This is a genomic window from Myxococcus sp. AB056 (genome assembly GCF_006547365.1).
In the GTDB taxonomy this organism is placed as follows: Bacteria; Myxococcota; Myxococcia; order Myxococcales; family Myxococcaceae; genus Myxococcus; species Myxococcus virescens.
This window is the reverse complement of sequence record NZ_VHLB01000062.1, coordinates 1-11246: the sequence shown is the minus strand read 5'-3', so window position 1 is coordinate 11246 and position 11246 is coordinate 1. Positions and strand designations below refer to the sequence as shown.

The following is an 11246-nucleotide window of genomic DNA, read 5'->3' as shown; positions in this document are numbered from 1 at the left end:
GTCTAAAACCTACGCCACTAGCGGATTGCTCGTAAAGCCAAGGTTGTATTCTTAACTCTCGAGATTGGTTGTGTATGAATGGGTTACAACATGTGTCACAGCCGTGTGCCCTCTGAGACACGACGTCTCAAGTTGGTGAGAAACGGCCGAGGCCAGGTTTCTTCACCCAATTCCTGTTACGGATGTCGCGCGGGGCTCCCCCTCTGGCATTGGCGCCTGGGGACATCCTCTCAGGACTGTCTGACACTTGTGAGGCTCCGCCGTGTCCCTTGCGCCTGGGCCAGTGCGCGTCTTCCGTCATGAATCGGAATACGGCCGCTGGGGGCGACTTCGGGCTGTTGTTCCGGATTCTCGACGCGCGAGACGCTTGTGTCGCCGCATGTCACAAGGGCCGCTTCGTCGCCGGATGGGATGAATCATTCTCACTCACTGAGACGCCGGGAGTGATGTGAGGCATCCATGTCTACTTCACGCCCGTTGGGGGATGGCGCCCAAGCTGCTGGCCCGGCTCCAACCGCCAGACCACGGCGGCCTTCGCGGCGACTGAGCGCGGACGTTGACGAGTCAAACACCGCCGGAGCATCCGCTTTCCCGCACCGCTTGACTCCCCTAGGGTGCCGCGCCACCGATGCCAGCCGAAGTCACTGTTCAATCAACGTTGTTCGAATCCCTGGTCCGCCTGGCGCAACCCGACGCGAAGCTCCAGGCCGAGTTCCTGGCCGCGGGCTTCGACATGGACAAGCCCCGCGCCACCTATCCGGCGGCCGTGTTCGTGGGGTGTCAGGACGCGACGGTGCGCTACCGCTACCAGGGCATGGACCGTAAGTCGGCCTACCGGACCCTGGGGCGGGAGCTGGTGCGCAGCTACTTCGACACCCTGGTGGGCAAGGTGGTGGGCATTGCCCTCAAGGTGGCCGGGCCCGAGCGCGCCATGAAGCGCGTGTCGCTGAGCTTCAGCTCCGTCTTCTCCCCGGTGGACATCCAGGTGGAATCCCTGGGGCCGGCGGACTGGCGCGTCCGCTTCCGGGGCTACCCCTTCCCGGCGGAGGCCGCCGCGGGCACCTGTGAAGGTGCGCTGCGGCAGGCCGGCGCCACCGAGCCCCAGGCGAACGTGGAGCGCTACGAGCCGCCCGACGGCTTCGACCTGCGCATTCGCTGGAGCTGACCCGTCAGGGCGTGGACGGGCGCCCCAGCGCTACCGCTGACGCGACGGAGGGCTCCGTCACGTTGTCGGTGGACGTCCGGTCGATGAGCACGTTGAGCGGGTCGATGCCCACCTGGACGGGCTTCACGGGAACGGTGAAGGTGAACTCCGAGTCGCCCTTCGTCACCCGGCGCTTCTCCAGGAAGATGGCCTCGCCGCGCTCGTCGAGCGCGCCCACGTCCATCCAGTCGTTGAAGTCCATCTCCGTCTGTTCGCCCTTCTCATCGGCGCGGTACTTCTTTGACTTCACCTTGAGGGTGACGTCCCAGGTGCCCTGGTCGTTCTGCCGCACCTGCGCGGAGACGGCGCGGTTGTCGTAGAGGGTGATGTTCTCGAACAGGTCCTCGATGAGGTACTGGTACTCCGGCGGCGTCTCTTCCCGGAGGAAGCCCAGCAGCTCGGAGGAGCCGGTGTACGGCGGGCCCTGGAAGCGGACCTTCTCCACGTAGCGGCGCAGGGCGCGGTTCACCCGCTCCTCGCCGATGAAGTCCTGCAGCGCGTACATGACGAGGCTGCCCTTCTGGTAGTGGATGTACATCTGCTGTTCCACCCGTGCCAGCGGCACCTCCTTCTTCGATTCGAACGCGCGGGCAGCGAGGTAGCGGTCCAGCTCGAACTTGAGGAAGCGTTTCATCTTCTTCGGCCCGAAGCGGTGCTTCATCACCATCAGCGCGGCGTACTGCGACATCGTCTCCGACGTCATCGTGGCGCCCTGCGCGCGCGCGCCCACCACCTGGTGCGCCCACCACTGGTGGGCAATCTCGTGCGCGGTGACGTAGTACGGGTAGTCCACGTCGTCGGCGCGTCCGTCCTCCACGCGGGCGATGAAGCCGAGCGCCTCCGAATACGGAATCGTATTGGGGAAGGACTGGGCGAAGCTCGCGTAGCGGGGGAACTCCAGGATGCGGGCCTGCCGGTGCTGATACGGCCCGAAGTTCTCGCTGCAGTACTCCAGCGTGTCTTTCATGCCGCGCATCATCCGGTCCAGCGCGAAGGTGTGCGTGGGGTGGTGGTAGATCTCCAGCTTCACGTCACGCCACGTGTCGCGCATCACCTCGTAGCGCGCGGACAGGACGGAGAAGAAGTTGAGGATGGGTTTGTCCATCCGGTAGTGGAAGAAGCGGCGGTTGCCCTCGGTCCACTCCTTCTCCAGGTAGCCCGGGGCAATGGCAATCTGGTCCTTCGCCGTGCTCACCGTGGCCTCGAAGGCGATGAAGTCCGAGTCCTGGCGGATGTAGTTGTCCTGCTTCGCCTTCGGGTCGTCGCGGTCCGGGAGGCGCTCGCGAGGCGGCAGGCCGTAGTCCTTGCGGTCCCGGTCGTCCTCCAGCTCGGCGCCCTTCTGGTAGCCCAGCACCGGCAGGTTCATGTTGTCGAAGAAGGTGCCGTTGCCCACGATGTCCGTGCGCGCCCCGCCGTGCTTGAAGCCCTTCGTGCCGAACTCCAGGTCGAACACGATGGCGGAGTCGGCGCCGGGCGCCAGCGGCGTGGGCAGCTCGTAGATGAAGATGCCGAGCTCGGCGTCATGCATGGCGGGCTTCGTCACGCCCGCCAGGGACAGGCCGCGCACCCGGGCGTCGTCCGGCAGGGTGAGCATCACCTTGGAGATGGGCGCGTCGGTCTTGTTGCGGATGCGGTAGCTGCCCAGGGCCTCCAGGCGCAGCGCTTCTGGGTGGATGTGGAAGGTGACCTTCGCGGCGGTGATGCGTGGGTGGGGCAGGGCGGCGTAGGACGCGTACTCTTTTTCGTAGCGGGCCTGCTGCCGCTCCCGGTCCTTCCGCGTGATGTATGGGTTGAGGATGTGGGTGTTGTAATAGATGAACGCGCCCGCCCCGATGAAGACGCAGAGCGACAGCGCCGCGGCCGCCGTCCACGCGCCCGTGCGCCGAGCCTTGGCTGCCGCCCAGCGCTGCTTCCAGCGCGTCTCCAGGCCCCGGACCGTGAGCAGGTAGCCCACCGCCACGAGCAGCGCCGCCAGCCCGTACCAGTAGACGCGGTACCACACGAGCGCGGGGATGATGCTGCCGAAGCGGTTCAGGTCGGAGTAGCGGAGCGTGGGCTCGGAGCCGTAGCGGACCAGCAAGTCTTCCACGCCCATCAGGCCCAGCGCGGCCTGGAGGACGAAGTAGAGCACCATCACCAGGTACGCCAGGTACTTCTGATGGATGAGCACCTGCGCGAAGAATGCCAGCACGCACAACAGCGCGTCATGCGGGAAGTCCAGCAGGAAGAGCTGCGTGGCGTAGAGGTTCCACTCGATGTCGACGTAGCCGCGAAGCACCTGGGAGAGCAGCGCGGACAGCAGCGCCACGACCTTCAGCGAGAAGGCCACGAGCAGCAGCGCCCCCAGCTTCGCGCCATAGGTGACCCAGGACGGCACGCGCGTGGCGTCCACGATGTCAGCCAGCCCCGCGTCGCGCTCCTTCCACACCAGCTCACCCGCATAGAAGGTGATGGTGATGAGCAGGAAGGGCTGGAACGTTCGCGTGGCCGTCTCCAGCACCTGCCACGTCACCGGCCAGGTGGCGGTGCCGTAAATCTGCTTCGAGATGGAGATGCCCATGGTGCCCATGGCCAGCCCCGCCACGACGAAGGACCAGAACACCGGGGAGCGGAGGATGTCGCGGTAGGCCAGCCAGGAGGTGGCGAAGGCCGTGCGCAGCCAGCTGCCCGTCGTGGGCGCCGCCAGGGTGGTGGGGATGGCGACCGGGGCGGGGGTCTCCTGCTCCTTGCGCGTGCCGCGTCCCCGCTGCTCCTCCACGGTGGTGCGGAAGCGCAGGACGGCCAACCCCAGGAGCGCGGCGCCCACGACGCTCCACAGCAACCGGTTGGCGAGCAGCAGCCCGGCGAAGGGGACGTGGTCCTGGTTGCGCTCGGCCGCCGTCCAGTAGCGGGTCGCGTTCTCGAAGGTGAGGAAGCCGAACGGGTCCAGCAGGGACGCCAGGTCCTGGTGCTGCACGTCGGACATGGCGGCGCTGAGCGTCAGGTACCCCATCACCAGCACCACGACGCCCACGTACACGGGGGCCATGCGCCGCGTCAGAGCGGCCAGCGCGAAGAAGACGGCGCCGGCGAAGAAGAGCGTGGGCCAGACGCCGATGACGTAGGGCCAGAGGTAGGACGTGAGCTGGAACGGAGCGAGCCGCTCGGCATCGACCAGCCACACGCCCGCGGCGCCCACCATCAGCCCGGGGATGATGGCCAGCATCAGCACCGCGCTGAAGAGGTACGCGCCCAGGAACCGGCCGAGCAGGTACGGGCCCTTCTTCACGTTCTTCGTGAAGATGAGCATCCACGTGTTGTGGCCGAAGTCCTGGTAGGCGGCCTGGCCGAAGACGGCGGCCACCATGAAGAGGCCGAAGTAGGCCAGGCTGATGGTGAAGCTGAAGACGGTGTGCGGGCTGTTGACGCGGACCAGCTCCGGGCCCGACGCCACCGAGAACCCCTTGAACACGGCGCCAATCGCCAGCGTCATCAGCGCGGCGGCGGCGGCCAGCACCAGGGCGTAGACCCAGGTGGAGATCATCTTCACCCGGCGCCGCAATTCGAAGGTCAGGAGGGCGGTGAACATGGTGGGCCCTCAGGGCTGCTTGGATGCCCGGGCGAGCGCGTGGAAGTACACGTCCTCCAGGTCGGGGCTGGCGGGCTCGAAGCCCTCTGGCGGGGACTCCGCGTAGACGTGGACCAGTCGCTGCCCGGCCACGCGCCGCACGGCGATGACCTCCAACTGCTTCATGAGCGCGTCCAGCTCCTCCTGGTGGGTGACGAAGCGCTTCCACACGCGCTGGTGCAGGGACTCCACCAGCTTCAGTGGGTGGCCGCTGGCCACGACGTTCCCCTGGGCGAGGATGGCCATGTTTTGACAGAGGTCCGCCACGTCGGAGACGATGTGCGTGGACAGCAGCACCACCACATCGGTGCTGATCTCCGCCAGCAGGTTGTGGAAGCGGAAGCGCTCGGCGGGGTCGAGCCCGGCGGTGGGCTCGTCCACGATGAGCAGCTTGGGATTGCCGAGCAGGGCCTGGGCGATGCCGAAGCGCTGCTTCATGCCGCCGGAGAATCCACCGAGCCGCCGGTCGCGATGCTCCCAGAGGTTCGTCTTCTGGAGGAGCGCCTTCACCGTGTCATGGCGCGGGCCGCGCTGGGCCAGGCCCTTGAGCTGGGCCAGATGGTCCAGCATGTCCCAGGCCGTCACCTTGGGGTACACGCCGAAGTCCTGTGGGAGGTAACCCAGCACCTCGCGCAGCCGGTCCTTGTCCCGGCGCAGGTCGATGCCGTCGAAGGTCATGGTGCCCGCGTCCACGTCCTGCAGCGTCGCGATGCTCCGCATCAGCGTGGACTTGCCGGCGCCGTTGGGCCCGAGCAGCCCAAACATTCCGCGCGGAATCGTGAGGTTGACACCCTGCAACGCACGGGTGCCGTTGGGGTACGTCTTCGACACGCCTTCCAGTCTGAGCTCCATGGCGGCGAACCTAGCCCAGTCCTCAGGACCGATGCGTGGAGCGCGTGGCGTCGTTACCATGTAGGCATGCCCTTTTCTCGCCGGACCTCCACCGCCTCCGCGGCCGTCGCCTTCCTCCTGGGGGCCTGCGGAGAGGGGGACCCGGTCATGCTGGAGGCGGTGGCCGCAAGCTGCTCGGGCGGTCCGGCGCAACACCTGGACCGGTTGCCGTCCGGCGCCATGGTGCTCAACGCCTACTTCCTGCAGGAAGAGGCCACCCGGGACGCGCGGCGGGGGGCGGCGGAGTCACCGGTGCTGGAAGAGGTGCTCGCCAAGGCCTCCGCGCTGGGCGTGCGCGCGCTGCGCACCAACGGACACAACGACGCGCTGTCGAAGGTGGGGGACACCGCCATCCAGGTGGCGCCCCTGGAGTACGACGAGGTGGCCCTGGTCGGCCTGGATTGGGTGCTCACCCGCGCCCGCTTCCATGGCGTTCGCCTGGTGCTGACGCTGGGGAACTACTGGGATGCATACGGGGGCGCGCGCCAGTACGTGGCGTGGGCGGGACTCCCCCGGCCCGTGGAAGGGGATGCTCGGTTCTTCACCGACCCGGTGGTGGTGGCGCACTTCAAGGCGCACGTGGCGCGGTTGCTCAACCGGGTGAACACGGTGGACGGCATCCGCTATGGCGACCACCCGGCCGTCCTGGCCTGGGAGCTGCTCAACGAGCCGCGAGGACGGGGGCTGGACAAGGAAGGGGCGCGGCTGCGCGCGTGGATTGATGACGTGGCGCGCGAGGTGAAGAAGCACGCGCCCGGCCACCTGGTGGGGACGGGGGAGGAGGGCTTCGAGCCGTCTCCCGACGGGTACGACCCTGGCTTCTGGTCCCGCTCCGGGTCGCCGGTGCTTCGCACGCCGGGGGCCAGCTTCACGCGCAACACGGCGTCCCCGTACATCGACTTCGCGTCGGTGCACTTCTATCCGGAGTCCTGGGGCTTGGGCGGCATCGACACGGCCGAGGCTGGCGCCCGGTGGATTCGGGAGCACGCCGCCATCGCCCGGAACCTGGGCAAGCCCTTGTTCGTGGGCGAACTGGGGCTGCGCAACGAAGGCACGTTCGACGTGTCGCAGCGGCGCGCACTCTATCGCGGCTGGTTGGAGTGCATGCGGAAGGAAGGCGTCGGCGCGGGGGCGCTGTGGATGTTCTCCAACGACGCCCGGCCGGAGGCCTGGGACGACTACACCTTCTATTACCGGGACGGCACGCAGCCGGGAGATCCGGTCAACCAGTACGCGGACCTGGTCATGGAGGCCGCCGCCGCGGAGCGTCCGGGCGCGGCGGTCTCCACGGGGCGCTGAGCGCGGGCGCTCCGGCTCAGACGGAGATGAGGCCCTTGCGGATGCCTTCGGTGACGGCCTCCACGCGGTTGGTGACCTCCAGCTTCCGGTAGATGTGCTCCAGGTGCGTGCGGATGGTGGCCTTGCTGAGGTCGAGCAGGCGCGCCGCCTCGCTGTTGGACACGCCCTTGGCAATGAGCTGGAGGATTTCGCGCTCGCGGTCCGACAGCGGCTTGAGCAGGGGCTCCTGGGGCAGGTCGCTGGCGGACGGCTCCGGCGCGGTGGGCGGCGAGACCAGGGGGCTGGCGTCGGGCTCCACTCGGAAGTGACGGAGCAGCCGGCGGGCCAGGTTGGGCTGGATGACGGTGCCGCCCGCGCGGACCTCCTTGATGGCCTCGATGATCTTGTCCACCGGGGCGCCCTTGAGCAGGTAGCCGGAGGCGCCCGCCTTCACGGCCTCCAGCACTTTGTCCTCCTCGTCGAAGATGGTGAAGATGAGGATTTCAATCTTCGGGAAGCGCGCCTTCACCTCGCGCGTCACGTCGATGCCGCTCATGCGGGGCAGGCCCAGGTCGAGCAGCAGCACGTCCGGCATCAGCTTGGGCACTTCCTCCAGCGCGGCTTCACCGGAGAGCGCGGTGCCGATGATGTCCATCTCCGGGTGGTTCTCGAAGAGGCGGAGCTGGTTCTTGAGGATCTTCGTTTGATCCTCGACCACGAAGACGCGAATGGGAGGCGAATCAGGAGGCTGCGGGGCGTCCACGGGAGCTCCGGTCATGACGGGCGACAGGGAAGGGAGAATGCCACCTGGGCGCCAGCGCCGGGTGACGAGTCCACGATGAGCTGGCCACCGAGCTTCATGGCGCGCTCACGCATGTTCAACAGGCCGTAGTGGCCGCGCGGCGTCCGGGAAGGGTCGAAGCCCTTGCCGTCGTCGCGTACGACGAGGTTGACACGGTCCTCGCTGAAGTCGAGCCGCACCTGGACGCCCTTGGCCTCCGCGTGCTTCACCGCGTTGGACAGCGACTCCTGGAGGATGCGGAACAGCGCCAGCTGCGCGTCCGGGTCCAGCTTGCGCTGGAGCCCGGTGCGCTCGAAGCGGATGTCCAGGCCCGTGCGCTCGCGGAACGTCTTCGCGTAGTCCTCCAGGCCCTGCGCCAGCTCGAAGTCCTCGCGCATCATCCGCAGGCTGCGCCGCAGCTCCTCGATGGACTCCTCCGCGGTGAGCTTCAGCTCGCGGATCTCCTCGCGCAGGGCCTCCTCGCGCGCGAGGTTCAGGATGTATTCGGACTGGATGATCATCGACGACAGGGACGCGCCCAGGCCGTCGTGGATCTCCCGGGCCATCCGGTTGCGCTCCTCCACCACCGCCAGCTCCTTGAGGTCTCCCTGGAGCGACACGACCTCGCGGTGCGCGGCGGCCTCGCGCTCGTTCAGGTACACGAGCACGTAGACGATGATGAAGTTGAGCGCCAGGTACCAGAGCAGGGTCAGCAGCTCCACCGCCGTCACGGAGCGGTTGAGGAGCAGGTCCAGCCGGGTGGTGATGGGCAGCGCCAGCAGCGGCGGGAGGATCGCCAGCGGCTTGGGAAAGAGGATGGCGAAGAGCGTGGTGAAGAGCAGCTGCGTGGCCAGCAGCGGGCTCTGGAGACCGCCGCCGACGTGCGGCTTGGCGATGAGCACCACGCTGATGGTCACGTCCAGGCAGAGGGTGATGTACGTCACCCAGCGGCCGGCCTTGGGGTGGTCGATGACCAGGAGGTTGGCGACGCTGTAGAGCAGCATCGCGAAGTAGCCCACGAAGGAGAAGGGCCCGGTGAGGCCGAAGTAGCCGCTCCAGGCCGGCACTGCGAGGATGAGCAGGCCCAGCGTGAGGAACATCATCCGCGCGTAGAAGAGCGCGCGGGCCCGGGCCACGAAGCGGTCCTGCTCCCACGAGGCGGCGGCCTGCTCCGCCGACACGCTGTCCGTCAGCTTGCGGCGCTCCAGGACCTTCCGCACCCGGGCGCGCAGGTCGTTGGCAGGCGTTTCCTCGCTCAATGCGAGTTGGGAATCCATTCGTCCGGCAGTCTACGGGAGCAACCGGGGGGCCGGGAATCCCGGAGGTGGCCCGCCCCGCTTTCTGGGGGGCGAGGGGGCAGGCCCCACGCCGGGCGGAAGCACCGCGTTACTCCGCGGAAGCGTCACCCGCGCACGCCTGGCGGACCTCAGGCTTGTTCTTGAAGATGAAGTCCAGCCGGTCGATCTGCTCGCCCGTGCGCTCGTTGAAGAGCGGCGTGCCCCCCGCGTACATGCTGCCCTCCGGGTTGCCGTACGCGTCCAGTCCCTGCTTCTGGAGCCACGAGTCCACGCAGGCCTCCTGGGCCGCGCGCGCCGTGCTGCCGGAGCCCGCGTCCTCGGCGCGCAGGGCCCCCTTGCTGGCGCCGGTGCGCGAGGCTTCGTCCGTCGCGGCGGAGGCGTCGGTGGGCCCCGGGGCCTCGCCCGACTTGCGGGTGCAGCCAGGAGCCAGGAAGAGGACAGCGGAAAAGACGAGCACGCCGGTCAGGTTTTTCATATGTCCTGGCAGGTGGGGGCCGCGCGGACGCGGGACGGTGAAGAGACACCTGCGCCCTTCTGCATGATGGTACGCAGGCGGCCCCACCATATTCGTTTCCGACCGCGTGGAGCAGTCATCCGATGCATGGCCACGGTACAGACCATCACCCCCGAATTCCCCATGCGTCCCGGCTGGAGCGCGCGCGCGTACTGCTGGTGGGGGCTGGCGGACTTGGATGCCCGGCGTCGTTGGCGCTGGCCCAGGCCGGTGTCGGGCACCTGACGCTGGCGGATCCGGACTGCGTGGACGTGACGAACCTGCCGCGCCAGCTCTGGCACCGGGGCGAAGACGTGGGCCGGAACAAGGCGGAGTCCGCGACGGCGGGCCTGGCGCGGGCCTTTCCCGGCCTGAGCACGGAGGCCATCCCCGAGCGCGTGGACGCGAGCAACGCGGAGGGGCTGTTCCGCGCGCACGACGCCGTCATCGACGCCACGGATGGCGTGGCCACCAAGTTCTTCCTGTCGGACGTGGCGGTGCTGACGGGCGTGCCGCTCATCTATGGCGGTGTGCTGCGCATGCAGGGCCAGGCGATGCGCGTGGACCCGGGGGGGCCGTGTCTGCGCTGCCTCTATGAAGCGCCGCCTCCGCCGGACGCCGTGCCCACGTGTGCCCAGGCGGGGGTGCTCGGCTCGCTGGCGGGGCTGGTGGGCGCGGTGCAGGCCCTGCTGGCGCTGGAGCTGCTGTCGGGCGCCGCGCGAGGTGGGCAGGGCGAGGCCACGCTGCACGTGCTGGATGCGGTGTCGATCCTGGGCCGGCGGACACGCGTGGCGCGGGCACCGGACTGCGAGGGCTGTCGCGTCACGGCCATCCCCGCGTACCCTGAGTCTCCGGAGGCGTGCGCGACATGACGGCGAGGCTGGACATCACCCGCGAGGTCTGTCCGATGACCTACGTGCGGACGAAGCTGAAGTTGGAATCACTGGAGCCGGGCACGTTGCTGGAGGTGCTCCTTCGGGGCACCGAGCCGCTGAAGAACGTGCCTCGCAACGCGCGCGACGAGGGCCACGAGGTCGTGTCCCTGGACGCGCTCCCGGACGGGACGCACCGGCTGGTGCTCCGCAAGCAAGGCAGGTGAGTGAGTCATGGCGACCCTTCGTATTCCTACTCCGATGCGGGGCTTCACCGGCAACCAGGCGGAAGTCGCAGCCCCCGGCGCCACCGTGCGTGAGGTGCTGACGAACCTGGACGCGCGCCACCCGGGCATTGGCGGCCGGGTGTTCGACGAGCGCGGCGCGGTGCGGCGCTACGTCAACGTGTTCCTCAACGACGAGGACATCCGCGCGCTGAACGGGTTGGACACGCCGGTGAAGGACGCTGACCGCATCACCCTCATCCCCGCCATGGCGGGGGGCTGACGGCCATGGCGCTGCGCGAAGATCAGATCCTGCGCTACTCCCGGCAGATCCTCCTGCGAGAGGTGGGCGGACGTGGCCAGGAGTCCCTGCTCGCGGGCACGGCGCGGTTGGATGGCATTGGCGCGTCGGGGCTGACGGCGGCGGCGTACCTGGCGGGAGGTGGCACGCCGGTGACGGGCGCGGGCTCGCTGACGCTGGGGCCCTGGGCGCCGGGCTTCCTGATGGGGCCTTCCGACGTGGGCCTGCCCGTGACGGAGGCGCTGGCCCGCGAGGTGCCCGCGCTGAACCCGGACGCGGGCGCGGTGGGGCAGGGGG

10 protein-coding genes and 1 pseudogene are annotated in these 11246 nt (G+C 68.5%); 6 read left to right on the top strand and 5 right to left on the bottom strand.

Going from position 1 to position 11246, the window contains the following annotated elements; genetic code table 11:
• Nucleotides 1-628: 628 nt before the first annotated feature.
• Nucleotides 629-1165: a DUF2378 family protein gene (locus tag FMP39_RS24630; RefSeq protein WP_141592656.1), complete on the top strand. Its 537-nt coding sequence runs from the start codon at nucleotides 629-631 to the stop codon at nucleotides 1163-1165.
• A gap of 4 nt (nucleotides 1166-1169) precedes the next feature.
• Here FMP39_RS24630 and FMP39_RS24625 read toward each other — a convergent pair whose 3' ends face one another.
• Entirely contained in the window at nucleotides 1170-4772 is a 3603-nt protein-coding gene (locus FMP39_RS24625; protein ID WP_141592655.1) for a M1 family aminopeptidase, read from the bottom strand.
• A gap of 9 nt (nucleotides 4773-4781) precedes the next feature.
• Nucleotides 4782-5663, bottom strand: coding sequence for an ABC transporter ATP-binding protein (locus tag FMP39_RS24620; protein ID WP_011554081.1), 882 nt, complete (start codon nucleotides 5661-5663; stop codon nucleotides 4782-4784).
• A gap of 66 nt (nucleotides 5664-5729) precedes the next feature.
• Here FMP39_RS24620 and FMP39_RS24615 point away from each other — a divergent pair, with 66 nt between their 5' ends.
• On the top strand, nucleotides 5730-7001 hold the full coding sequence (locus FMP39_RS24615; protein WP_141592654.1) for a cellulase family glycosylhydrolase: 1272 nt from the start codon (nucleotides 5730-5732) through the stop codon (nucleotides 6999-7001).
• 16 nt (nucleotides 7002-7017) lie between these two features.
• Here the strand turns inward: FMP39_RS24615 and FMP39_RS24610 are convergent, their stop codons facing one another.
• The 3 genes from FMP39_RS24610 to FMP39_RS24600 all read right to left on the bottom strand — a co-directional run bounded on the left by FMP39_RS24610 (nucleotide 7018) and on the right by FMP39_RS24600 (nucleotide 9534).
• Nucleotides 7018-7758: a response regulator transcription factor gene (locus tag FMP39_RS24610; protein WP_141592653.1), complete on the bottom strand. Its 741-nt coding sequence runs from the start codon at nucleotides 7756-7758 to the stop codon at nucleotides 7018-7020.
• Nucleotides 7755-9038, bottom strand: coding sequence for a sensor histidine kinase (locus FMP39_RS24605; RefSeq protein WP_090490527.1), 1284 nt, complete (start codon nucleotides 9036-9038; stop codon nucleotides 7755-7757). Before FMP39_RS24605 ends, FMP39_RS24610 begins: the two co-directional genes overlap by 4 nt.
• A 109-nt stretch (nucleotides 9039-9147) precedes the next feature.
• The gene (locus FMP39_RS24600; RefSeq protein ID WP_228558297.1) at nucleotides 9148-9534 is read right to left on the bottom strand and encodes a hypothetical protein; all 387 of its coding nucleotides are present in this window, start codon (nucleotides 9532-9534) and stop codon (nucleotides 9148-9150) included.
• A gap of 122 nt (nucleotides 9535-9656) precedes the next feature.
• Between FMP39_RS24600 and FMP39_RS24595 the strand changes: the two genes are divergently transcribed.
• The 4 genes and pseudogenes from FMP39_RS24595 to FMP39_RS24580 all read left to right on the top strand — a co-directional run.
• A complete protein-coding gene (locus tag FMP39_RS24595; RefSeq protein WP_011554076.1) occupies nucleotides 9657-10424 on the top strand; it encodes a HesA/MoeB/ThiF family protein in 768 nt (255 codons plus the stop codon).
• Nucleotides 10412-10651: a sulfurtransferase TusA family protein gene (locus tag FMP39_RS24590; protein ID WP_011554075.1), complete on the top strand. Its 240-nt coding sequence runs from the start codon at nucleotides 10412-10414 to the stop codon at nucleotides 10649-10651. Before FMP39_RS24595 ends, FMP39_RS24590 begins: the two co-directional genes overlap by 13 nt.
• A gap of 7 nt (nucleotides 10652-10658) precedes the next feature.
• On the top strand, nucleotides 10659-10931 hold the full coding sequence (locus FMP39_RS24585; RefSeq protein ID WP_141592651.1) for a ubiquitin-like small modifier protein 1: 273 nt from the start codon (nucleotides 10659-10661) through the stop codon (nucleotides 10929-10931).
• Between the two features lie 5 nt (nucleotides 10932-10936).
• Nucleotides 10937-11246, top strand: a pseudogene (locus tag FMP39_RS24580) (ThiF family adenylyltransferase); the annotation flags it as partial.

What these genes read in the sequence shown, in the direction of transcription:
- FMP39_RS24610 (WP_141592653.1), bottom strand. Translation starts at nt 7,758, where the DNA reads ATGACCGGAGCTCCCGTGGACGCCCCGCAGCCTCCTGATTCGCCTCCC.
- FMP39_RS24600 (WP_228558297.1), bottom strand. Translation starts at nt 9,534, where the DNA reads ATGAAAAACCTGACCGGCGTGCTCGTCTTTTCCGCTGTCCTCTTCCTG.
- FMP39_RS24625 (WP_141592655.1), bottom strand. Translation starts at nt 4,772, where the DNA reads ATGTTCACCGCCCTCCTGACCTTCGAATTGCGGCGCCGGGTGAAGATG.
- FMP39_RS24620 (WP_011554081.1), bottom strand. Translation starts at nt 5,663, where the DNA reads ATGGAGCTCAGACTGGAAGGCGTGTCGAAGACGTACCCCAACGGCACC.
- FMP39_RS24605 (WP_090490527.1), bottom strand. Translation starts at nt 9,038, where the DNA reads ATGGATTCCCAACTCGCATTGAGCGAGGAAACGCCTGCCAACGACCTG.
- FMP39_RS24615 (WP_141592654.1), top strand. Translation starts at nt 5,730, where the DNA reads ATGCCCTTTTCTCGCCGGACCTCCACCGCCTCCGCGGCCGTCGCCTTC.
- FMP39_RS24595 (WP_011554076.1), top strand. Translation starts at nt 9,657, where the DNA reads ATGCATGGCCACGGTACAGACCATCACCCCCGAATTCCCCATGCGTCC.
- FMP39_RS24585 (WP_141592651.1), top strand. Translation starts at nt 10,659, where the DNA reads ATGGCGACCCTTCGTATTCCTACTCCGATGCGGGGCTTCACCGGCAAC.
- FMP39_RS24630 (WP_141592656.1), top strand. Translation starts at nt 629, where the DNA reads ATGCCAGCCGAAGTCACTGTTCAATCAACGTTGTTCGAATCCCTGGTC.